Here is a 21,755-nt window from a genome sequence, read left to right on the forward strand (position 1 = left end):
GGCATTCCGGTGGCTTGTCCGGTGAGGGTACGGTCGCCCGATGACGGACTCGACGGCACCACACAGCCCGATCGACAAACTCTCCGAAGCCTTCCTGGCCGCCCATGCCGAGTTGTCGCCCGCCGCGGCGACGATCATGGGCGTGCAGGGGTACGACGACAAGCTGCCGGACCGGTCGCCGGGTGGCTTCGACGCGCTGCTCGACCTGCACCGGAGCACGATCGCGGAGGCGAAGGCCGTCGAGGTCTCCTCGTTCCGGGAAGAGACGGCCAAGGACGCGCTGCTGGAGCGGATCGAACTGGAGGCCGAGCGCTACGAGGCCGGCGTACCGCAGTACGAGCTGAACGGGATCTACTGCGTGCCGGTCGAGATCCGCGCGGTCTTCGACCTGATGGCGGCCACGACCGACGAGGACTGGGAGAACCTCGGCAGCCGGCTCAACCAGGTCGGCAAGACGCTCGACGGGTACCGTGAAACGCTGCTCCAGCAGGCCGCGGCCGGCCGGGTTTCGGCTGCTCGGCAGGTGAAGGTGCTGGCCGAGCGGATCGAGAGCTGGATCGGCGACGACTACTTCATCGGCCTGACCGCGAAGGCGCCCGAATCATCGGTCAAGGCGAGTGTCGAGGCGGCGGCGATCGCGGCCGGCAAGGCGTTCGGGGAGTTCGGCCAGTGGCTGACCACCGACCTGTTGCCGAAGGCGCCGGAGCGGGATGCGGTCGGCCGGGAGGTCTACCAGCTCGCCTCGCGCAATCACATCGGCGCGACCCTCGATCTGGAGGAGGCGTACGCGTGGGGCTGGGAGGAGTTGGCCCGGATCGAGCGGGAGATGCAGACCATCGCAGCCTCGCTGAACAACGGCGAGCGCAGTATCCCGGCGATGGCTGCCTTGCTGGACGCGGATCCGAGCCGCAAGATCCATGGCAAGGAGGCGTTCCGGGACTGGATGCAGGAGCTCGCCGATTCCGCCGTACAGGAGCTGGGCGGCAAGCACTTCGACATCCCGGCGGAGATCGGGCGGATCGAGTGCATGATCGCGCCGACCTCGGACGGCGTCATCTACTACACCCCGCCGAGCGAGGACCTGACCACCCGGCCGGGGCAGATGTGGTGGGCGGTGCCGGCCGGGATCGAGGACTTCGCGACGTGGCGCGAGGTCACCACCGTCTACCACGAAGGTGTGCCCGGTCATCATCTTCAGGTCGGCCAGACGATGGTGCGCTCCGACCTGCTGAACCGCTGGCAACGCGTCGGCTGCTGGGTCTCCGGCCACGGCGAAGGCTGGGGCCTGTATGCCGAGAGGCTGATGGAGGAGCTCGGCTACCTCGATGAGCCGGGCGCCCGGTTCGGCATGCTCGACGCGCAAGGATTCCGCTCCGCCCGGGTGATCGTCGACATCGGCATGCACCTGGAACTCGAGATCCCACGGGACAACCCGCTGGGCTTCCATCCCGGTGAGACCTGGAACGCCGACCTCGGCTTCGAGTTCCTCCGGGCCCACTCCCGGATGGAGACCGCGTTCTTGCGGTCCGAGCTGAACCGCTATCTCGGCTGGCCCGGCCAAGCCCCGTCGTACAAGCTCGGCGAACGCATCTGGCTCCAGGCCCGCGCCGAGGCCCAGCAACGCAAGGGCCCCGACTTCGATCTGCGCGCCTTCCACCGAGACGCCCTCAACCTGGGCTCCCTCGGCCTCGACCCGCTCCGCCGAGCCCTCGCCCGTCTCTGAGCGAACTCAGTCGCGGTGCTGAGCCTGCTGGAGGATCTGGCCCTCGCCCAAGCCGTCGCTCAGGGTTGGTCACCTTCGGTGCGGCTCGCGGCTTCGAGCGAGGTCCTGATCCCGTCCAGCGCCCGGGACAGTTCCGCGTCGACCGCGGGATCCTCGTCGTGCCCGGTGTCCAGCCGGATGGTGAGCTGCGAGGTGCCGTCGGCAACGAACCCGACCTCGAGCTCACCGTGGTAATCCGGTACGCCGGACGCGCCCCACCGGAGCACGCGGTTCTCCTCGACCACGTCGATCCACGCCTCGCTCCGGACCGTCCGTCCGGCCGGCTCCTCGGCGGTCACCTCGACCTCACGGTGCACCGGTTGCCGCGGGCGGCGGGCCTCCATACCCTGCGCCTCCGACGGGTCGGGTTGCAGCTGGTGGACATCGCTGAGCCGCGGCAGGTACTCCGGCAGGTGATCGATGTCGGCCAGGTAGTCGAAGAGAATGTTCGGCGCGACATCCACCGTCGCCGACGCCTCATGATGTGCCATCTGCTCCACCTCGCTGCCGAATGCTTGTCTCTGAACCAGGTGCCCAGTACCTCACTTGGAAAACTCAGCGGCGGAGTTCGGGGAGCACCTCGTCGCGGTAGAGCTTCATCATGTCGACCGAGTGCGGCCCCATGTTCGCGACGTAGATCTCGTCGAAGCCGGCCTCGACGTACGGGGCGAAAGCCTTGAGGTGATCGGCTGCGTTCGGGCCGCAGGTGACGGAGTCCGCGGTCTGCTCCTTGGTGACGAGCTGGCTTGCTTGTTCGAAGTGGCGCGGTGAGGGGAGGACCTGGGAGAGCTCGCCGGGGAGACCCGAGTTGCCCCAGATGCGATGGGCCTGCTCGACACCCTCGTCCGCGGTCGGTGCGTAGCTGACCTTGAAGCCCACCTGCGTCGGCTTGTTGCCGCCGCCGTTCTCGCGGAACCGTTGGAGCAGTTCCTTGTCCGGTGACGTGGTGATGTAGCCGTCGGCGATCCGCGCGGCGACATCTGTTGCCTCCGGCCCGAATCCGGACATGTAGATCGGCAGCGGTGAATCCGGGCGGGTGTAGATCCGTGCGGTGTCGACCGTGTAGTGCTTGCCGTGGTGGCTGACGAAGCCGTCCTCGGTCCAGAGCCGCCGCATGATCTCCACGGCTTCCTCGAGCATCTCCAGCCGGACGTCGACCGTCGGCCAGACGTCGCCGAGGACGTGCTCGTTGAGGGCTTCGCCGCTGCCGATGCCGAGGGTGAACCGCCCGTTGAGCAGCACTGCGCTGGTCGCCGCGGCCTGGGCGATGACGGCCGGATGGATCCGCACCGTCGGGCAGGTCACCGCGGTGGTGACCGGCAGTTCGCAGACCTGCGAGATCGCGCCGATCGTCGACCACACGAACGCACTCTGGCCCTGTTCGTCGTTCCAGGGATGGAAGTGGTCACTGATCCACAGCCCGTCGAAGCCGGCCTCCTCGGCCAGCCGTGCCTGCTCGATCAGCTGCGCGGGCGTGTATTCCTCACTGGACAGGAAGTATCCGATCTTGGTCATGGCGTCCAGGTTCCCGTGCTGCCACGGGCCAAACGGAGGTCAGTGCTTGCGCCAGAAGCCGAGGCGTGGGGTGGTGTGGTCGAAGGTGGGCGGCATGGCGTCCGCCAGCTTTTCCCGGGTGTGCGGGTCGAGATCCAGGTCGTAGTTGGCGATCACGTGGCTGGTGGCCGCACTGGTGGTCAGGAGGACGACATTGCGTCCTGGGCAGACGGCCGGCCCGGCGCTGAACGGGATGATCGGCCAGGCCCCGTCGGAGCGCCCGTCGAGCCAGCTCGCCGGCTCGAAGCGGTTCGCGTAGTCGAGCGCCTCGTCGTCGCGGTGGAAGACGGAGCTGACGATCGCGAACTCGGTACCGGCCGGCGCGGTCCGGCCGTCCCACTCGGTGTCGGTGCGACCTTCCCGCAGTACGACGAGAGTGGTCGGCCAGAGGCGCACCGATTCCTGGAAGGCCGCACCGGCGTGAGCCAGCAGCGGCGAGGACTCCGGGTGGGCGGCTTCCTCGGCGATCGTCGCTGCCTCCCCGGGACGTGTTGCCAGTACTGCGAGGAGGCGCCACAGCGCGATGCCGGCCGCGTCGAAGGCGAACAGCCAATGCGGAACCTGCCCAGCAGGATCCAGCTCGTCGGGATCCCGCGCGTCGGGGTGGGCCGCGTTCGTTGCTGAGCAGAGGTCGTGGACGAGGCTGCCGGGTTCGGCGGCTTCGACGTACTGGTCGAGGCGCGCCCGGAACCGTCGTAGTGCGGCGTCATCTCGCGGGCGGAACTGAGCCCAGTTCGCGTTGGAGCGGAGGGCATCCAGTTGCTCGGTGAGCTCGGTGTCGTCGCGGCTCTTGTCGCCGAGCACGATCCGGCGGACGATCCGCGACCAGATCTCGCGGAAGTCCGTCCAGCCCAGCGTGCCGTGCAGGGTGTCGAGTTCCTCGGTGATCACGGCGAGCATGGCGGCGCCGTGGCGGTGCACCGGCTGGTGCGAGTCGAGCGCCGCCTCGTTGAGCTCACGGCGTAGCGGGCGCAACGGCGGGTCGGTCGCCAGGACGGCGTGCGGCTGGAAATGGCGCAGTGCTGCTACCTTCTCGGTGCTGGCGGCCGAGAAGGGCTCGGGGGTCTGGTCGAGCACCCGCCAGACGTCGGAAGGCTGCAGGATCAGCGCGACCTGGCGCCCTGGAATCCGGAGCAGCAACGGTCCGTCGCCGTACCGGTCACGCAACCTCCGGACCCGGCGCAACGACCGCTCGTCGGCGTTGAACCGCTCGGCCAGCTGGGAGAACCGCGGACGGCGCAGGATCGCTCCTTGCGCCACCACCGGAAGCAGTACGTCACGTACGGTACGTGCGGAGTCGGCAGCCGATGCTGTTACGAGAGTCCTGGACATGCTGGTTCGGTGCCCGCCGGCACCCAACCAAAACCGCTAGACCTGGTGTGCCGGTAGCTGGTATTTCGTCTCCGGCAGTTTGCGGGTGTCGACGAGGTTCTGGGCGACGTCGCGGAGTTTGAGGTTGTTGTCCTGGGAGTAGCGTTTCAGGACCTCGAAGGCGCGGTCGCTGTCGAGGTCGAAGCGTTCCATCAGGATGCCCATCGCTTGGCCGACCAGTTTGCGGGCGTCGATGGCCTGGATCATGGTCGCGTCGTGGCGGGCGTTGGCGATGGCGATGGTCGCGTGCCGGGCGAGGATGTGGGCGATGGCCTGGTCGTCGGCGTCGAAGGCGTCCGGCTTGTCGCTGTAGAGGCCCATCACGCCGACCGTTCCGGCCGCGGTCTTGAGCGGCACGTCGAACACACTCCGTACGCCGAGCGCGCGGACCTGAGCAGCCCAGTCGGGCCAACGTTCGTCGAGAGCGGTGTCGGTGACGAGGATCGGGACACTGTCTTTCATGCAGACCGGCATCGGCCCGTTGCCGCTGGTCAGCTGCGCCTGGTAGATCTCGGCGACGACCGGATCGGTGACGGCCGGGATCTCAGGTTTACCGCCCCGGCCGGCGATCGCGACTCCGGCGTGGGAGCAGCCGAGTGCGTGCAGCGCGAAGCCGACGACCGCGTCGACGGTCTCCTCGACGCCGCCGGAGGCGTGGAGTTCGACCGCGAACTGCGCGAAGGCGTTCGCCGTCGCCACGTCGTCAAGGCTCAACGTGCCGGACTGCGTCTGTGCAGGGGCACCCAGGCCTTCAGAGTGATCCATTCACCCATAATGCATCAGGAGGAGTCAGCTGACACGTCTACTTGGCGGGTGGCAGGCCGAGGTCAGCGAGTACGCCGTAGTGGTCACTGGCTGTGGTGTCCGAGCCGTCGAGGACCCGGTCGCAGCTCTCGACGGCGAGGGTCGGCCCACCGTGCAGACCGCAGCCGATGAGGATGTAGTCGATCCGACGGAACGGCCAGTCCCAGTCCGCACTGAAGGGGTTGTCCGGTACGTAGGTGTGGCCGGGCTCCTCCGGGTGCGCGCTGGACCAGGCGTCGCGGAAGCAGACGCTGATCCGGTCGACGACATGACGACCGGTCCAGAAGCGGATGCTGTCCGAGTCCGGGTCGGCATCGAAGTCTCCAGCCACTATTGCGTGTCCGGGAAATTGCGCGAGCAGCCGCTGGAGAGAGCGGGCGGTTTCGGCGGCCTGGCGGCAGCGTTCGGCTTCCTGATCGAGTTGCCAACTGGGGAAGTTGTTGACCAGCCAGACGCGCCCGATCTGCTCGGGCGCGGTGACTTCGGTGGCGAGGGCCGTGCAGGCGAAGTCCGCAGTACGTTCCGACAGTTGGAGGTCGACCTCGGCCGTGCGTCCGATCGGCCACCGGCTGGCGGTCGTCACGCCGGAACCGTCCTTCTCCCGGACCGGCTGGTGATGGAACTGGTACTCCGGTCCGAGGACGTCGGCCGCCTGGTCGTAGTCGTCGGTGTGAATGACTTCTTGGAACGTGACCAGGTCGGGCCTCAGCCGCGCGAGTTCCCGGCGCAGCACCGCGCGACGGCGTTCCCAATCGCCCCGCACACCCCAGACGTTCAGTTGCAGCACACGCATTCTGCTGACAGACCTCCTTGTCGAAGCTCCTTCCCGTTACCCCGTGACCGCAATGGCAATCAGGTTGGGCTGATCACCGTTGGGTACTTGGGGGCGGATCGTCGATGGGAGAGTCGTGGAACACGCTGAGGGACGTCCGCTGACCGATGACGAGCTACAGGGGCTGGATGCGTACTGGCGGGCGGCGAACTATCTGTCCGTCGGGCAGATCTACCTGCTGGCCAACCCGTTGCTGGCGGAGCCGTTGCGGCCGGAACACATCAAGCCGCGGCTGCTGGGCCACTGGGGTACGACGCCCGGCCTGAACCTGGTGTACGCGCACCTGAACCGGGTGATCCGGGCGCGTCAACGGGAGCTGATGTACGTGATCGGTCCCGGCCACGGTGGTCCGGCGATCGTGGCGAACGGTTGGCTCGAGGGCAGCTGGACGGCGACGTACCCGGAAACCAGCCAGGACGAGCGGGGGATGGCCAGACTGTTCAAGCAGTTCTCGTTCCCCGGCGGGATTCCGAGCCACGTCGCGGCGGATGTCCCTGGGTCGATCAACGAGGGCGGCGAGCTGGGGTATTCGCTGAGTCACGCCTACGGCGCCGCGTTCGACAACCCCCGGCTGGTCGTCGCCTGTGTGATCGGTGACGGCGAGGCCGAGACAGGTCCGCTGGCGACCTCGTGGCACTCGAACAAGTTCCTCGATCCGCGGCGCGACGGCGCGGTCCTGCCGATCCTGCACCTGAACGGCTACAAGATCGCCAACCCGACCGTGCTCGCGCGGATCGGCGACGAGGAGCTGACGGCGCTCCTGCGGGGCTACGGCCACGAGCCCTACCTCGTCGAAGGATCCGAACCCGCCGAGGTCCACCAGGCGCTGGCGGCCGCGATGGACAAATGCTTCGACCGGATCGACGAGATCCAGCTGGAAGCCCGTACGACGGACGCCGCGCCGCCGCGGTCGGCCTGGCCGATGATCGTGCTCCGTACGCCGAAAGGCTGGACCGGTCCGCACACGGTGGACGGGTTGCCGGTCGAGGACACCTGGCGGTCGCACCAGGTGCCGCTGTCCGGCGTACGGACGAACGAGGATCACCTGCGGCAGCTGGAGGACTGGCTGCGGAGTTACCGGCCCGAGGAACTGTTCGACGGCAAGGGCCGGCCGATGCCCGGGTTGCTGGAGCTGGCTCCCGGTCCGGAGCTGCGGATGGGGTCGAGTCCGCATGCCAACGGCGGGCTGATCACGCGTGATCTCGAGTTGCCCGCCGTCGCGGAGTACGCCGTACCGGTGAAGTCTCCGGGGGCCGAGGACGGGGAGCCGACGAAGGTTCTCGGCGGTTACCTGCGGGACGTGTTCACGCTGAACGCCGAACAGCGGAACTTCCGGATGGTCGGTCCGGACGAGACCGAGTCCAACCGGCTGTCGTCGGTCTACGAGGTGACGGCCAAGGCCTGGAACGCGGAAGGCCGGGAGACCGACGAGCATCTGGCCGCCGACGGCCGCGTGCTGGAGATGCTCAGCGAGCACACGTGCCAGGGCTGGCTGGAGGGGTACCTGCTGACCGGGCGGCACGGGTTGTTCTCGTCGTACGAGGCCTTCGTGCACATCGTCGACTCGATGGTGAACCAGCATGCCAAGTGGCTGAAGACGGTCAACCGGCTGGACTGGCGGCGACCGATCCCGTCGCTGAACTATCTGCTGACGTCGCATGTCTGGCGGCAGGATCACAACGGTTTCTCGCACCAGGATCCCGGCTTCATCGACCACGTGGTGAACAAGAAGGCGGAAGTGGTGCGGGTTTATCTGCCGCCGGACACGAACACCTTGCTGTCGACGATGGATCACTGCCTGCGAACCAAGAACTACGTCAATGTTGTTGTCGCGGGCAAGCAACCGCAACCGAGCTGGCTGGATTGGGAAGCGGCGGCGTTGCACTGTGCGCGCGGGATCGGGGTGTGGGATTTCGCCAGCAACGACGACGGCGATCCCGATGTGGTGATGGCGTGCGCGGGTGACGTCCCGACGATGGAGACGCTCGCAGCCGTCGATCTGCTGCGCGAACACCTGCCGGAGTTGAAGATCCGGGTCGTGAACGTGGTCGATCTGATGCGGTTGCAGGACGCGGCCGAACATCCGCACGGGTTGACCGATCCGGAGTTCGACGCGCTGTTCACGCCGGACAAGCCGGTGATCTTCGCCTATCACGGGTATCCCTGGCTGATTCACCGGCTGACCTACCGGCGGACGAATCACTCGAATCTGCACGTGCGGGGCTATATCGAGGAGGGGACCACGACGTCTCCGTTCGACATGGTCGTGCTGAACAACCTGGACCGGTATCACCTGGCGATGGACGTGATCGATCGGGTGCCGTCGTTGCGGGGCCGGGCGATCTCGGTACGGCAGTACTTCTCGGATCAGCGGACCCGGCATCGCGCCTATGTGACGACGGTCGGTGAGGATCTGCCCGAGGTGCGGGAGTGGCGCTGGGGCCGGCGCGGATGAACCTGCTGATCGTGAACGCCGGTTCGTCGAGCCTGAAGTTGCGGGTGCTGTCGGACAAGGACGAAGTGCTCGACGAGAAGGACGTCTCGGACTGGGACGGGTCGCCGGAGCCGATCGATGCGATGGGCGGCGACGTCGTGGTGCATCGGGTCGTGCACGGTGGGGAGAGGTTCGACGGTCCTGTCGTGGTGGATGACGAGGTGGAAGCGGCTGTGGAGGAGCTGGTTCCGCTGGCTCCGCTGCATCAGCCACGGGCGCTGGAGCTGATCCGGCACACGCGGTCGGGTGATCGGCGGGTGGTGGCCTGCTTCGATACGGCGTACCACCGGACGATCCCGGCGATGGCCGCCACCTATGCGCTGCCCGCCGAGTGGCGTGAGAATTTCGGATTGCGGAAGTTCGGTTTCCATGGGCTGTCGCACGCGTACGTCGCCCGCCGGGTGCCGGAGATTCTCGGGCGCGAGGTGCCGCGACTGGTCAGCGCCCATCTGGGAGCCGGCGCGTCGTTGTGCGCCATCGCCGAGGGGCGGTCGGTGGAGACGACGATGGGATTCACGCCGCTCGACGGTCTGGTGATGGCGACGCGATCGGGATCGATCGATCCTGGATTGCTGCTGTGGTTGCAGACGTCAGGTGGACTGTCCGCGGAGGAGATCGGGGATGCGCTGGAGCACCGCTCCGGGTTGCTCGCCCTCAGCGGGCGGTCGGGTGATCTGCGCGAGGTGGTGGCAGGTCTGGAGGGTGGCGACGAGGACTGCCGGCTGGCATACGAGACGTACGTGCACAGGTTGGTGGGTGAGATCGCGCGGATGACAGCGGCGTTGGGCGGTCTCGACGCGCTGGCCTTCACCGGCGGGGTGGGGGAGCACTCGGCGCCGTTGCGGGCAGCGGTCATCCGTGAACTCGGCTGGCTGGGCATCACACTCGATGCTGAGAGCAACGAGTCGTCGGCGCCGGTGATCAGTGCGGCAGGCGGGGTCGCCGCGTGCGTTCTGGAAGCCCGCGAAGACCTCACCATGGCAGCCGAGGCCCGTGAACTCCTCGCCTGACGATGTTCTCGCTTTTCAGATACCGCTGATCGGGCACCGGGTTCGGGAATGCTCAGTCAGGAGGATCGATGCGACTCGGATTCAAGTTGATCGCGGAGGCCTACTCGCCGGTCGAGATCGTCGAGCAGGCGGTGCGCGCGGAGGCGGCCGGTTTCGACTTCGTGGAGGTGAGCGATCACTTCCATCCCTGGGTGCCGGAACACGAGCACTCCGGGTTCGCCTTCTCGATGCTGGCGGCCGCCGCGGCGCGGACGACGACGATCGAGTTGGCCACCGGCGTGACCTGTCCGTTCATCAGGTACCACCCGGCGATCGTGGCGCAGGCGGCGGCGACGACCGCGCTGCTGTCCGGCGGCCGGTTCACCCTCGGTATCGGTGCGGGGGAGCGGCTCAACGAGCATGTCGTCGGCCAGGGGTGGCCGCCGGTCGCGCAGCGGCACGGGATGCTGCGGGAGGCGCTGGAGATCATCCGGTTGCTGTGGAGTGGCGGCTACCAGTCGTACGACGGTAAGTACCTGCGGCTGGAGGACGCGCGGGTCTTCGATCTGCCGGACACGTTGCCGACGATCGCGGTGGCGGCCGGCGGACCAGCTGCGGCGCGGATCGCGGGGGAGTTGGGCGACGCGCTCTTCGTCACCGAGCCGCGCGAGGACCTCGTCACGGCGTACCGGGAAGCGGGTGGTGACGGACCTCGGTACGCCGAGGTGCCGCTGGCGTGGGCTACCACCGAGGACGAGGCGGCCGAGTCGGCGCGGCGGCTGTTCCGGTTCGGGGTCACCGGCTGGAAGGTCCAGGCCGAGCTACCGAACCCAGTGAACTTCGACGCTGCTACCGAGCTGGTGACGGCTGATCATCTGCGCGAGCAGTTCGGTTGTGGTCCCGACGTGGCCCGGCACGTCGAGGTGGCTCGGAAGTTCGTCGATGCGGGTTACGACCAGCTGGCACTCATCAACGCCGGCCCGGACATGGACGGCTTCTTCGACTTCTTCACGAAGGAGCTCGGCCCGGCGCTCCGGGAAGTTTCGCGGTAGGCGATTAGGGCGTCGGACGGCGGGGTACCGGGCTCCTGCTCGTCAGGCAGCGGCGGGCATCGGGCGGTATGACCGAGGGGCTGAGGTTGTGGCCGTCATAGAAAGTGAATATTCCTCAGCGATCGACGGGCCGCCGGTGCGGCTCGAGATCGCTCCAGGGATCGTGCGCGTCGTCGTCACGGGAACACTGACCGCTGAGGTCGTGGCGACTGCCCGGGAGCTGATCCTGGACGCCTGCGAACTGAACGCGAAGGCAGTGGTTCTCGATATTCAGGCCGCTCTCGATCCGACTCATCGCGAGGCGTTGCCGCATCTGGTGGATGTGGCCGAGAGGCGTTGCTGGGCGGCGCGCTGCCGGTTGGACATCACCGCGTCGGATCCGGCCGTCGAGGAAGCTCTCGCGACCGGCGGAATCTACTGATCTGCCTTGCCTGTCGTCATCGCCCTGTGAAGAAAACAGGGCTGGTGCAGGCGAGCGGTTCGTGTCAATCTGAAAATGCGGCGTGTTAAGCAGTCAGCAGGCCGGACCGGGGGGCCGGTTTGCTAGGAGCACGATGATGACTGTTGGCGGCGTCGATACCTACTACGACTACGAAGATAAGCAGTGGAAGAGCCGAAGACTCGGCGGTGGCCCGTTGCGTCGTGAGCCGGTGTGCCCGACGCCAAAGAAAGCGTCCGCCGAGGAGGCCGAGCCGGACCCGCAGGATGCGCACCAGCAGCGGCCGAGTCGACCTAGGCCGACCGCCCGGCGTACGAGCGTCTGACGCTTACTCGGTGTGGTCGAGGTAGCGGCTGGGGTCGCCGCCGGCGCTGGCGGTTGATGCCAGCCACGCGCTCAGGCCGGCGGGGTCGCGGCGTTCCAGTTCGTCCAGGCAGCGTTGGCGGATCTCGACAATGCGCAGCCTGGCGGCCGGCGTCGAAGCGTCGCGCAGGGAGCTGTAGGTGGCTTGCCACTGCCGGCACAGCTCTGCCGTACTTCGTGTCAACAGCTCGCCGCCCTTCTCCTGCGGAGATCGCCGCACGCGCCTTCCACACCAGCGAAGGGCTTGGGGCGAGCCGAGACCGAGGACGAGCACCAGGCCGATGACTCCAACGCTCAAGATCACCGCGAACCCCGCGACGGCCAACGTCGCGGCTGATGCCAGCACACCAAGCGCTGCGGATCGGCCTGCCCCGACCGGCGTTCCCGCCGACTGCGCGCAGGTCGAATGTGTGACGCCTGTCGTCGTACCGATCAGGAGCGCGAGCATGATGACGACGACCAGCAGATTGGCCGGCAGAGCGAGACAGGCCAGCATCATGCCGACCGCCAGAAACAACCCGGCGAACGCGCGCCAAACGTAGCCGTAAACCCTCACAACCAGCTAGTACCCGCAACCACGCCGAATCACGCGGGGAACTATGCGTCCTTCGTGCCGGGGAGGAACTCCTGGATCTTGCTCTTGGCGCCTTCCTTGATCATGTCGAGGCGGTCGGAGTCGCCCCGCACGATCGACTCCAGCGACTTCTCGATCTGGTCCCAGCTGGCATGCGGCGGGATCGGCGGTACGGCGGGGTCGGTACGGAACTCGATGACGCAGGGGCGGTCGGCGGCCAGCGCCTCGTCCCACCCGGCCGCGACCTCGTCCGGTTTCTCGGCCTTCACCCCGAGCAGGCCGAGACTCTGCGCGAACCCGGCGTACGGGAAGTCGGGGAGCTGCTGGGAGGGCAGGAACTGCGGCGAGCCGCCCATCGCGCGCAGTTCCCAGGTGACTTGGTTGAGATCGTTGTTGTGCAGGACGGCGATCACCATCCGCGGGTCGTCCCATTCGCGCCAGTACTTCGCGATGGTGATGAGCTCGTTGATGCCGTTCATCTGCATGGCACCGTCACCGACCAGGGCGTAGCAGGGCCGGCCGGGATTGCCGAACTTGGCGCCGATCATGTACGGCACAGCCGGGCCCATGGTGGCCAGCGTGCCGGACAGCGATCCGCGCATCCGGCCTCGGATCCGGATGTGGCGCGCGTACCAGTTGGCGGCCGTGCCGGAGTCCGCGGCCAGGATCGCGTCTTCAGGCAGCCGCGGGGACAGTTCGTGGAAGACCAGTTCGGGGTTGATCGGGTCGGCCGAGGTGTAGGCGCGGCGCTGCATGACCTCCCACCAACGGCCGACCTTGCTCTCGATGTCATCACGCCACGACCGGTCCTCCTTGCGGTTCAGCAGCGGCAGCAACCGGCGCAAGGTCTCGGCGGCATCACCGTGCAGGTTGACCTCGAACGGGTAGCGAAGCCCGAGCATGGTCGCGTCGTGGTCGATCTGTACGGCCCGGGCCTGGTCGTAGGCCGGCAGGAACTGGCTGTACGGGAAGTTCGATCCGACCACGAGGAGGGTGTCGCAACCGGTCATCAGCTCGTACGACGGGCGGGTGCCGAGCAGCCCGATCGATCCGGTGACCCAGGGCAGCTCGTCGGACAGGACATCCTTGCCCAGCAGGGCTTTCGCCACTCCGGCGCCGAGCACATCTGCGATCTCGGTGACCTCGGCGACGGCCGACCGGGCTCCCTGGCCGACCAGCATGGCGACCTTCTGTCCGCTGTTGAGCACGTCGGCCGCGCGGTGCACCGCCTCGTCGGTGGGGACGGGCTGGGACCACGACATGTCGAGACTGGAAGGAACCATCTTGAACGCGTGCGCCGGTGCCGCATACTCGAGTTCCTGGACGTCACCGGGGATGATCACGGCGGTGACGGTACGGCGTGCGGTGGCGATCCGGATCGCGCGATCCAGGACGTTGGGCAGCTGCTCGGGGACCATTACCGTTTCGCAGTACTCGCTCGCAACGTCCTTGTACAACGAGGCCAGGTCGACTTCCTGCTGATAGTTGCCGCCCATCGCCGTCCGCGCGGTCTGCCCGATCAGGGCGACCACCGGCACGTGGTCGAGCTTCGCGTCGTACAGGCCGTTCAAGAGGTGGATCGCGCCTGGGCCACTAGTTGCCGCACAGACACCGACCCGGCCGGTGAACTTGGCGTAGCCGACCGCTTCGAAGGCCGACATCTCCTCATGGCGTGCCTGGACGAACCGCGGCTGGTTGTCCGCCTTCTGCCAGGCGGCCAGGAGCCCGTTGATGCCGTCGCCGGCATACCCGAAGACGTGATCGACGCCCCACTCCCTCAACCTGCCGAGTACCTCATCGGCCACCGTGCGCGCCATGACACCTCCTGGGATCGGCTCTCTGCGACGAATTCGCCGGTACCCAGCCGTCCGAACCGCATTCAGAACGTTCCGGCCTCTACCTGGATGACGCAGAACTCGTTGCCGTCGGGGTCGCGGAGTACGACGAAGTCGTGGTCGGCGGGGTAGCCCCAGTCGTCGGCCACCGTCGCTCCGAGCTTCACCAGGCGGTCGATGTGGCGGTCTCGCTCGGCGGTGTACAGGTCGATATGGACCGGCGCCGGGTCGGTGGGGATCTGTTCTGCCCGCTGCACGAGAACAGCCGGCCCGGTGCCGTCAGGGTCGGTGAGTTTGGCGAACTGATCCTTGTCGCCGATCCGGTCCGGAGCTGTATAGCCGAGTGCGGCGGACCAGAAGGCGGCTGTCCGGTCCATATCCACAGAGTTGACGACGATCGTCGCCAGCCGCAGATCTCCGACCTCAGCAGGTTTACCGGTCACCTACGTCTCCTCTCTGAACTCACTGGGGTTCCGCCATCTTGCGATGGACCGCGGCCTTGACCTTGTCGGGCAGGATCTTGTTGGCCAGTTCCTGTGCCTTCGTCGTCAACGACTCGGCGACCACGCGGTCCTTGCCGGCCATCAGTGCGTCGAAGGCTTGCTTGGCGACCTCGGCAGGATCGTCCTTGTCGGCTCGGCCGACGGGAGTGTCGTCCATCCGGGCCCGGTGGAAGAAGTTGGTTTCGGTAGGCCCCGGCATCAACGACGTGACCGTGACCCCGGAGTCCTTGAGTTCGTTCTGGAGTGCCTCGGCGAAGGACTGGAGGAACGACTTGCTGGCGTTGTAGACGGCCTGGAACGAGCCGGGCATGGTCGCGGCGATCGACGACGTGATGAGGATCCGGCCTCGGTTGCGGGCGAGCATGTCCGGCAGCAACAGCTTCGCGAGGTGAACCGTCGACCTGACGTTGAGATCGATGATTCCGAGCTCCGCGGCGAGGTCGTTCTCGGCGAACGGGCCGCCCAGTCCGACACCGGCGTTCAGCACCGCCGCGTCGATCGGCCGGCCATTGAGAGCGGTGTAGAGGCGCTGTACGCCGTCGGCCGCCGCCAGGTCGACCTTGACCGCCTCGACCTGTACGGGCGTGGTTCCGGCGGTGCGCAACTCGACCGCGACCGCCTCCACGGCGTCGTTCTCAGCGGCGATGACCAGGTCATGCCCGTGCTTGGCGAACTGTCTGGCGAGCTCGAGCCCGATCCCACTCGAGGCGCCGGTGAGCAGGGCGAGTGGATGCGTTTCGTTCATTCTCTGGCGGTACCCAGCCGCCGTGTCCGCAATCGCGGCGAGCTTCGGGTCCGGCACTGAAGGTGCATGTTCGCACGGGGATCGGGTACGGGCTTGGTGCTACTGACCGTGGTCGAGACACCGGCCACGCCGTGACGTCACGTCGCGAGGGTCGAAACATGGTTCTGCTGATCGAGTCAGTCCCGCAACAGTGCAGTTCCGCCGAGGATCGCGCGTTGCGCGAATCGGCAACCCAGGAGCTGTTCGAGCGCAAGGCACGCAGTACGGACGAACGCGAGCAACAGGAATTGCTGGCGGCCGTGGTCGAACTCAACATCGAGATCGCCCGCGGAATCGCCCAGCGGTTCCGCAACCGCGGACCGGATCCCGAGGATCTGGAACAGGTCGCCTATCTGGGCCTGGTGAAGGCCGCCAACGGCTACCGGCTGGATGCCGACACACCGTTCATCGGGTACGCCGTACCGACGATCCGCGGTGAGGTGAAGCGCTACTTCCGCGATTGCGCCTGGACCGTCCGGATTCCGCGCCGGCTGCAAGAGGTGCAGGGGCTGGTCAGCACGAACCTGCCCCTGCTGGTGCAGGAGCTGGGCCGCGAACCGGGAGCCGACGAGATCGCCGACCGGCTGGGACTGGACATCGAGGAGGTCAATCAGGCCTTCGCGGCGCACGGCTGCTTCTCGACGCTGTCCTTGGATCGCAGCGAAGCGGCCGGCTACACCTTGGCTGACGTCGTCGCCGATGACGACGACCCGACGTTGCGGCAGCTGGAGGCGGTGGACATGCTGCAGCCGCTGCTCGAATCGCTGTCCGACCGGGACCGGCGGATCCTGCAGCTCCGCTTCGTCGAAGGCTGGACGCAGGCGGAGATCGGGGCCGAGATCGGCGTCAGCCAGATGCAGGTGTCACGACTGCTCCGGCTGATTCTCGACGACCTCAAAGCCCGGCTCGAACCACGGTTGTCAGCCGCCTGACGCACAACCGAGGAGATGGTATGCATGGAGAACGCGCAGTCCCAGTCCTACCGGAACGCAGCCGGCCCCTGGACCGCCGATGAAGTCGCTTGGCTGAGCGAGCTTGCCGCTGACAACTTTCCGCCGAGCGTGATCGGGTTGCGGCTGGGACGGCCTGAGCAAGCGGTCGCAGTGAAGGCGGCTCAGGTCGGCGTCCGGCTGCTACCGGACGAATGCCCGCCGTACGGCGGACCGCCGGAGATCGACAGCTCGCTGGACGAGGAGTGATTGTGAACGAACGGGTACAGACCGTTGTGGTGACCGGAGCCAGTGCCGGCATCGGCCGCGCGACCGCTGTCGCGTTCGCGGCGCGCGGAGCCAAGGTGGCGTTACTAGCGCGTGGCGAGGCCGGTCTGAAGGCTGCCGCCGAGGAGATCGAGGCGGCCGGCGGTACGGCACTGCCGATTCCGGTCGATGTCGCCGACTACGAGCAGGTCGAGGCGGCGGCCGGCCGGATCGAGGCGGAACTCGGCCCGATCGACGTCTGGGTCAACGTCGCGTTCACGTCGGTCTTCGCGCCGTTCATGCAGATCGAGCCGAAGGAGTTCAAGCGGGCGACGGAAGTGACCTACCTCGGGTATGTCTATGGCACCCGGGCCGCGTTGGACCGGATGAAGCCCAGGGATCGCGGCGCGATCGTCCAGGTCGGCTCGGCGCTCGCCTATCGCGGGATCCCGCTGCAATCGGCGTACTGCGGTGCCAAGCACGCCATCCAGGGCTTTCATGATTCCTTGCGGTGCGAACTACTGCACGACAAATCGAACGTGCGCGTCACGATGGTCCAGATGCCGGCCGTGAACACCCCTCAGTTCTCCTGGGTGCTGTCGAGGCTCCCGAAGCATCCCCAGCCGGTGCCCCCGATCTACCAGCCCGAGATCGCGGCATCCGCGGTCCTGTACGCCGCTGATCACCCTCGGCGCCGGGAGTACTGGGTGGGTGCGCCGACGGTGGGAACGTTGATCGCGAACAAACTCGCACCAGGCATCCTGGACCACTATCTGGCCCGGACCGGCTATCAGTCCCAGCAGACCGGCCAGCCTCGCAAGTCCGGTCGGCCGGCCAATCTGTGGGAACCGGCCGATCGCAGCGGCGGCGACGACTTCGGCAGCCACGGCGTGTTCGATGCCCGGGCGACCGACCGCAGCTATCAGCTCTGGGCCTCCCAGCACCGTGGCCCGCTGGCCCTGCTGGCCACCGGTGCCGGTGTTGCCGCAGCCTCGGCGTGGCGGAGACTGCGGCGCTAGCGGGAGGCTGCGGCGCGCTAGCGGTGTTCGGCGAGGAGGGCGAGGCGCGCGAGGGTTTCGGCATTGCGTGCGTGCAGCACTGGGTCGGCCAGCGCCTTCGGGATCAGCCTGGCCGGCCCTTTGGCCGCATGTTCGCGCATGACGAGGTGACACCGGCGGTCCTTGTCGGTTGCCTCGAACTCGACAATTCCCTCACCGGTCGGCCAGGCGCGCACGCGCAGCCGCAAGTAGCGCAGCGGCTCGTGTTCTTCGATCGTGGTGGTGTCCTTGATGAGCAGCGGCCACGCGCCGACGGAGTGGTGGATGCTGTAGCCGGGCTGTGGCCAGCCGGCCTCGACGTCGCGGATATGAGAGGCGCCCACCACCCAGGACGCGTAGCTCCAGCCATCGGTGAGGACGGCGAAGACGTCCTCCACGGATGCGTTGATCAGGCGTTCGTTCTCACTCATGCACAACTTTGTACCCAGGACGAATCATTTCGGGTTCGGGGCCGCCGTTGCGGGTACCGCGACAGGTATGAAGGCATTGACGTGGCAGGGCAAACGGAAGATCGAGTACTCCGAAGTGCCGGACCCGGTGATCCAGGAGCCGACCGACGCGATCATCCAGGTCACCTCGACCGGGATCTGCGGCTCGGACCTCCACCTGTACGAGGTGATGGCGCCGTTCCTGAGTCCCGGCGACGTGCTCGGGCACGAGCCGATGGGCGTCGTGGTGGAGACCGGATCGGACGTGCCGAACCTCAAGGCCGGCGACCGGGTGGTGATCCCGTTCGGGATCGCGTGCGGGCACTGCTTCATGTGCGAGCGCGGCCTGCAGACGCAGTGCGAGACGACCCAGGTCCGCGAAGAGGGGATGGGTGCCGCGCTGTTCGGCTACACCAAGCTCTATGGCCAGGTGCCGGGTGGGCAGGCGGAGTACCTGCGCGTCCCGCAGGCGCAGTACGGGCCGATCGTCGTACCGGCTGGGCCTGCTGATGACCGGTTCGTGTTCTTGTCGGACGTTCTGCCGACGGCGTGGCAGGCCGTCGAGTACGCCGGTGTGCCCGACGGCGGCACGTTGGCCGTGATCGGGCTCGGGCCGATCGGTGACATGGCCGCCAGGATCGGATTGCATCGTGGCTATCGGGTGATCGGGATCGATCTGGTGCCCGAGCGGCTCGGCCGGGCCCAGGCGCGCGGGGTCGAGACCCTCGAGTACTCCGAACACGTGGCCCGCCAGGCGCGTGATCTGACCGACGGCCGTGGGCCGGACTCCGTGATCGATGCCGTCGGCATGGAAGCGCACGGATCACCGAAGACACAACTCGCGCAGCGGCTCGTCGGGCTGATGCCGGCGCCGGTCGCGGAGAAGATGATGGAGACGGCGGGCGTGGACCGGCTGGCGGCGTTCTATCTGGCGATCGACCTGGTACGCCGTGGCGGCACGATCTCGTTGAGTGGCGTGTACGGCGGGACGGCCGATCCGCTGCCGATGCTGACCATGTTCGACAAGCAGATCCAGCTCCGGATGGGCCAGGGCAACGTGCGCCACTGGGTCGACGACATCCTGCCGCTGCTGACCGACGACGACCCACTCGGCGTCGACGGCTTCGCGACTCACCGGCTTCCCTTGTCCGATGGGCCCACGGCGTACGAGATGTTCCAGAAGAAGCAGGACGGCGCGGTGAAGGTGCTGCTCACGCCGTGAGCCAGGTGGTGGTCGTCACGGGCGCCTCGAGCGGGATCGGGCTCGCCGCGGCACGGGCTTTCGCGAGGCAGGGGGCACGGTTGGTCCTTGCGGCGCGCTCGGCGGTCAGCCTTTCCGCAGCCGGGGAGCTCTGCACGGCCGACGGCGCCGAGGTGCTCGTCGTGCCGACCGACGTGGCGCACGCAGCGGAGGTGGATGACCTGCTCGCGGCTGCCGAATGGCGATTCGGACGCGTCGACGTCGTCGTCCACGCGGCGGCGGTCCTTGCCTACGGACGCTTCGAGGATGTCCCGGTCGACGTCTTCGACCGGGTGATCGCCGTCAACTTGCAAGGGACGGCGAACGTCGGGCGATCGAGTCTGCGTCAGTTCCGTGGTCAGGGCGGCGGCACGCTGATCGTGGTCGGCTCGTTGCTCGGCAGGATCGCCACGCCGTATCTGAGCGGCTATGTCGCGAGCAAATGGGCCGTCCACGGTCTCACCCGGTCGTGGCAGATCGAGACCAGGCGCGATCCGGGAGTCGAAGTCGCGCTCGTCTGGCCGGGCTCGGTGAACACGCCGGCCTATTCCCAGGCCGCGAACTACGCGGGCCGGGTCGGTCGCCCGCCACCACCGGTCGCTCCACCGGAAAAGGTCGCCCGGCGCATCGCCCAGTTGGCCGATCGGCCGAGGCGGTCCGCATCCGTCGGGGTGGCGAATAGGCTGACCCTGTTCGGGTTTCAGTGGCTGCCGATGGTCTTCGATCTCCTGGTGACGCCGCTGATGGAGACGGCCGCCTTGTCCCACGAGGCGATCGGACCGCACTCCGGCAACGTGCTGACGCCGCATCCGGAAGGAAACGGCGCGTACGGGAACCGGGGCCGCCCTCGGCAGATCACCGGCAGGACGCTCGCCGCAGCTGCGGTCGGCGCGGGCAGAAAGTTGCTACGTCGCTAGCGGGCGTGGAAGAGGGCGGCGCGGGCCGCGTTGGAGCCGCAGGCGCCGTGTACTCCGCCGCCGGGATGGGCCGAGGCCGACGCGAGATACAGGGACTTGATCGCCGTTTCAGCTCGGCCGAGGCCTGGGATCGGGCGGAGGAACAGCTCTTGCCGCAGACCGGAGGTCCCGCCGTTCACGGCACCGCCGACCAGGTTCGCGTCGCGGCGCTCGATCTCCGGCGGGGTGAGGATTCGCCGGGCCGTGATGGTGTCGGTGAAGCCTGGGGCGTAGGCCTCGACCCGGGCTTCGATTCGGTCGGCCATCGCTTCCGCCTCGGTGGCGTCCCACGTTCCACTGAGCTTGCCGCTGACATCGCCGCGGATCTGGTGCGGCACGTGGGTATACGCCCACGCCGACTCGGTGCCGGCGGGGGAGCGGGTCGGATCGGCAGCGGTCATCTGGCCCATCAGCAGGAACGGCCGGTCGGGGATCCAGCCTGCGGCCAGCTGGTCCGAGCAGCGGCGCAGGTCATCGACCGAGTCGGCGATGTGGACGGTTCCTGGAGCCAGGTCGGGGGAGTCACGCCACGGGATCGGTGAGCTGAGTGCCCAGTCCACCTTGACCGTGCCCGGGTCCCATTTGAAGAACCGCAGCCGTTGCAGTACCCGCGCAGGCAGGTCTGCGCGAGGAATCAGGTGGCAGTAGAGAGCCGGCGCCGAGACATCCGCGACGACAGCCCGGCCGGCGGCGTACTCCGTGCCGTCGGCAGTCCGTACGCCGATCGCTCGACCGTCCCGGATGACGATCTCGTCGACCCTGGCCCGGCAGACGATCGAGCCGCCGCGGGAAGTGAAGCGGTCGGCCAAAGCCTGCGAGAGCCGTCCGGCGCCACCGCGTGGAACCGGGTAGCCGTGCTGCTGGGCGATCATCACCAGCAGCCAGCCCATGAATCCTGACCCAGGCGCTGTCGCAGCAATGTCCGCATGCTGTGAGTTAGTTGCTAGGAGCAACTTTGCTGCCTCGCCCGAGAACCTGTTGTCGCCGACGGTTCGTACCGGGCCGGCCAGAAGCTGCAGCCGCTTCAGCGCTCGCGGGCCTAACAGGCGCCGGAGGAGATCCAGACCTGCTCGCACCGGAGGGAACGGGCTGAGCAGGGCATCGGTGACCGCAGAGCCGACGCGTTGCCAGTCGGCGTACAGGTCCAGCCACGCCTGGCCGTCACCCGGGACGAGCTTGTCGAGAGCCGCCGCCGTGTCGGCCGGGTCGGGATGGACCAGCGCCCAACCACCTGCCCGCAAAGGGTTTCCAACCGGTGCGGGCGCGTTGGACCACGCCAGACCGTGCTCGCCGAGGTTCATGGCCCGGATCACCGGCGACACGGCCGCCAGTGGGTAGAACGAGCTGAACGTGTCGTGTACGAACGCCGGGTGCACGTCGGTCGAGCTGCGGACGGCGCCGCCGATCTCGTCGTTCGCCTCCAGCAGCAGCACGTCCCAGCCGGCGTCGAGGAGGAGGTTGGCCGCGACCAGTCCGTTCGGACCGGCGCCGACCACGACTGCATCACTCACAAGGTCTACC

General features: G+C 67.6%; 22 protein-coding genes. 11 read left to right on the forward strand and 11 right to left on the reverse strand.

The annotated features are described in order from the left end of the window. The first annotated feature begins 40 nt into the window (after nt 1–40). On the forward strand, nt 41–1,723 hold the full coding sequence (locus tag ABZ004_RS08335; RefSeq protein WP_355679097.1) for a DUF885 domain-containing protein: 1,683 nt from the start codon (nt 41–43) through the stop codon (nt 1,721–1,723). 59 nt (nt 1,724–1,782) lie between these two features. On the opposite strand, the gene ABZ004_RS08340 is transcribed toward ABZ004_RS08335, so the two are convergent. The 5 genes from ABZ004_RS08340 to ABZ004_RS08360 all read right to left on the reverse strand — a co-directional run bounded on the left by ABZ004_RS08340 (nt 1,783) and on the right by ABZ004_RS08360 (nt 6,284). Further along, the gene (locus ABZ004_RS08340) at nt 1,783–2,253 is read right to left on the reverse strand and encodes an SRPBCC family protein (protein ID WP_355679098.1); all 471 of its coding nucleotides are present in this window, start codon (nt 2,251–2,253) and stop codon (nt 1,783–1,785) included. 64 nt (nt 2,254–2,317) lie between these two features. Further along, entirely contained in the window at nt 2,318–3,277 is a 960-nt protein-coding gene (locus ABZ004_RS08345; protein ID WP_355679099.1) for a TIGR03557 family F420-dependent LLM class oxidoreductase, read from the reverse strand. Nucleotides 3,278–3,316: 39 nt separating this feature from the next. Then, nucleotides 3,317–4,648: a cytochrome P450 gene (locus ABZ004_RS08350; protein ID WP_355679100.1), complete on the reverse strand. Its 1,332-nt coding sequence runs from the start codon at nt 4,646–4,648 to the stop codon at nt 3,317–3,319. A gap of 36 nt (nt 4,649–4,684) precedes the next feature. Next, nucleotides 4,685–5,452 carry a GAF and ANTAR domain-containing protein gene (locus ABZ004_RS08355; protein WP_355679101.1) on the reverse strand — a complete coding sequence of 256 codons (768 nt, stop codon included), beginning with the start codon at nt 5,450–5,452 and terminating at the stop codon, nt 4,685–4,687. A 37-nt stretch (nt 5,453–5,489) separates the two neighbouring features. Beyond that, nucleotides 5,490–6,284, reverse strand: coding sequence for an endonuclease/exonuclease/phosphatase family protein (locus ABZ004_RS08360; RefSeq protein ID WP_355679102.1), 795 nt, complete (start codon nt 6,282–6,284; stop codon nt 5,490–5,492). A gap of 115 nt (nt 6,285–6,399) precedes the next feature. Here ABZ004_RS08360 and ABZ004_RS08365 point away from each other — a divergent pair, with 115 nt between their 5' ends. The 5 genes from ABZ004_RS08365 to ABZ004_RS08385 all read left to right on the forward strand — a co-directional run bounded on the left by ABZ004_RS08365 (nt 6,400) and on the right by ABZ004_RS08385 (nt 11,622). Continuing rightward, the gene (locus tag ABZ004_RS08365; protein WP_355679103.1) at nt 6,400–8,778 is read left to right on the forward strand and encodes a phosphoketolase family protein; all 2,379 of its coding nucleotides are present in this window, start codon (nt 6,400–6,402) and stop codon (nt 8,776–8,778) included. Continuing rightward, nucleotides 8,754–9,827 (forward strand): acetate/propionate family kinase, encoded by a 1,074-nt coding sequence (locus tag ABZ004_RS08370; RefSeq protein WP_355679104.1) that lies wholly within the window; start codon nt 8,754–8,756, stop codon nt 9,825–9,827. The genes ABZ004_RS08365 and ABZ004_RS08370 overlap by 25 nt, the downstream gene beginning before the upstream one ends. Nucleotides 9,828–9,895: 68 nt before the next feature. Then, the gene (locus ABZ004_RS08375) at nt 9,896–10,858 is read left to right on the forward strand and encodes a TIGR03557 family F420-dependent LLM class oxidoreductase (RefSeq protein WP_355679105.1); all 963 of its coding nucleotides are present in this window, start codon (nt 9,896–9,898) and stop codon (nt 10,856–10,858) included. A gap of 88 nt (nt 10,859–10,946) precedes the next feature. Then, nucleotides 10,947–11,279, forward strand: a complete 333-nt coding sequence (locus tag ABZ004_RS08380; protein WP_355679106.1) for a hypothetical protein — start codon at nt 10,947–10,949, stop codon at nt 11,277–11,279. Between the two features lie 136 nt (nt 11,280–11,415). Further along, nucleotides 11,416–11,622 carry a hypothetical protein gene (locus tag ABZ004_RS08385; RefSeq protein ID WP_355679107.1) on the forward strand — a complete coding sequence of 69 codons (207 nt, stop codon included), beginning with the start codon at nt 11,416–11,418 and terminating at the stop codon, nt 11,620–11,622. A 3-nt stretch (nt 11,623–11,625) separates the two neighbouring features. Here ABZ004_RS08385 and ABZ004_RS08390 read toward each other — a convergent pair whose 3' ends face one another. The 4 genes from ABZ004_RS08390 to ABZ004_RS08405 all read right to left on the reverse strand — a co-directional run bounded on the left by ABZ004_RS08390 (nt 11,626) and on the right by ABZ004_RS08405 (nt 15,317). Further along, nucleotides 11,626–12,216, reverse strand: coding sequence for a hypothetical protein (locus ABZ004_RS08390; protein WP_355679108.1), 591 nt, complete (start codon nt 12,214–12,216; stop codon nt 11,626–11,628). Nucleotides 12,217–12,257: 41 nt separating this feature from the next. After that, nucleotides 12,258–14,051 (reverse strand): thiamine pyrophosphate-requiring protein, encoded by a 1,794-nt coding sequence (locus ABZ004_RS08395; RefSeq protein ID WP_355679109.1) that lies wholly within the window; start codon nt 14,049–14,051, stop codon nt 12,258–12,260. A gap of 62 nt (nt 14,052–14,113) precedes the next feature. Next, entirely contained in the window at nt 14,114–14,512 is a 399-nt protein-coding gene (locus ABZ004_RS08400) for a VOC family protein (RefSeq protein WP_355679110.1), read from the reverse strand. Between the two features lie 19 nt (nt 14,513–14,531). After that, nucleotides 14,532–15,317, reverse strand: a complete 786-nt coding sequence (locus ABZ004_RS08405) for an SDR family NAD(P)-dependent oxidoreductase (protein WP_355679111.1) — start codon at nt 15,315–15,317, stop codon at nt 14,532–14,534. Nucleotides 15,318–15,475: 158 nt separating this feature from the next. On the opposite strand from ABZ004_RS08405, the gene ABZ004_RS08410 reads away from it, so the two are divergent. The 3 genes from ABZ004_RS08410 to ABZ004_RS08420 are packed head-to-tail and all read left to right on the forward strand — an operon-like array spanning nt 15,476 to nt 17,571. After that, the gene (locus tag ABZ004_RS08410; RefSeq protein ID WP_355679112.1) at nt 15,476–16,288 is read left to right on the forward strand and encodes a sigma-70 family RNA polymerase sigma factor; all 813 of its coding nucleotides are present in this window, start codon (nt 15,476–15,478) and stop codon (nt 16,286–16,288) included. Nucleotides 16,289–16,312: 24 nt separating this feature from the next. Further along, entirely contained in the window at nt 16,313–16,555 is a 243-nt protein-coding gene (locus tag ABZ004_RS08415) for a hypothetical protein (protein ID WP_355679113.1), read from the forward strand. A 2-nt stretch (nt 16,556–16,557) separates the two neighbouring features. Next, nucleotides 16,558–17,571 carry an SDR family oxidoreductase gene (locus tag ABZ004_RS08420; protein WP_355679114.1) on the forward strand — a complete coding sequence of 338 codons (1,014 nt, stop codon included), beginning with the start codon at nt 16,558–16,560 and terminating at the stop codon, nt 17,569–17,571. A 17-nt stretch (nt 17,572–17,588) separates the two neighbouring features. Here ABZ004_RS08420 and ABZ004_RS08425 read toward each other — a convergent pair whose 3' ends face one another. Beyond that, nucleotides 17,589–18,020 (reverse strand): SRPBCC family protein, encoded by a 432-nt coding sequence (locus tag ABZ004_RS08425; RefSeq protein ID WP_355679115.1) that lies wholly within the window; start codon nt 18,018–18,020, stop codon nt 17,589–17,591. A gap of 67 nt (nt 18,021–18,087) precedes the next feature. On the opposite strand from ABZ004_RS08425, the gene ABZ004_RS08430 reads away from it, so the two are divergent. Both ABZ004_RS08430 and ABZ004_RS08435 read left to right on the forward strand, forming a co-directional pair. Beyond that, nucleotides 18,088–19,260, forward strand: coding sequence for an alcohol dehydrogenase catalytic domain-containing protein (locus ABZ004_RS08430; protein WP_355679116.1), 1,173 nt, complete (start codon nt 18,088–18,090; stop codon nt 19,258–19,260). Then, entirely contained in the window at nt 19,257–20,195 is a 939-nt protein-coding gene (locus ABZ004_RS08435) for an SDR family NAD(P)-dependent oxidoreductase (RefSeq protein ID WP_355679117.1), read from the forward strand. Before ABZ004_RS08430 ends, ABZ004_RS08435 begins: the two co-directional genes overlap by 4 nt. Here ABZ004_RS08435 and ABZ004_RS08440 read toward each other — a convergent pair. Further along, nucleotides 20,192–21,745 (reverse strand): NAD(P)/FAD-dependent oxidoreductase, encoded by a 1,554-nt coding sequence (locus ABZ004_RS08440; RefSeq protein ID WP_355679118.1) that lies wholly within the window; start codon nt 21,743–21,745, stop codon nt 20,192–20,194. The genes ABZ004_RS08435 and ABZ004_RS08440 overlap by 4 nt on opposite strands. Nucleotides 21,746–21,755: the final 10 nt, after the last annotated feature.

It is taken from the genome of Kribbella sp. NPDC006257 (assembly GCF_040613535.1).
Taxonomy (GTDB): Bacteria; Actinomycetota; Actinomycetes; order Propionibacteriales; family Kribbellaceae; genus Kribbella.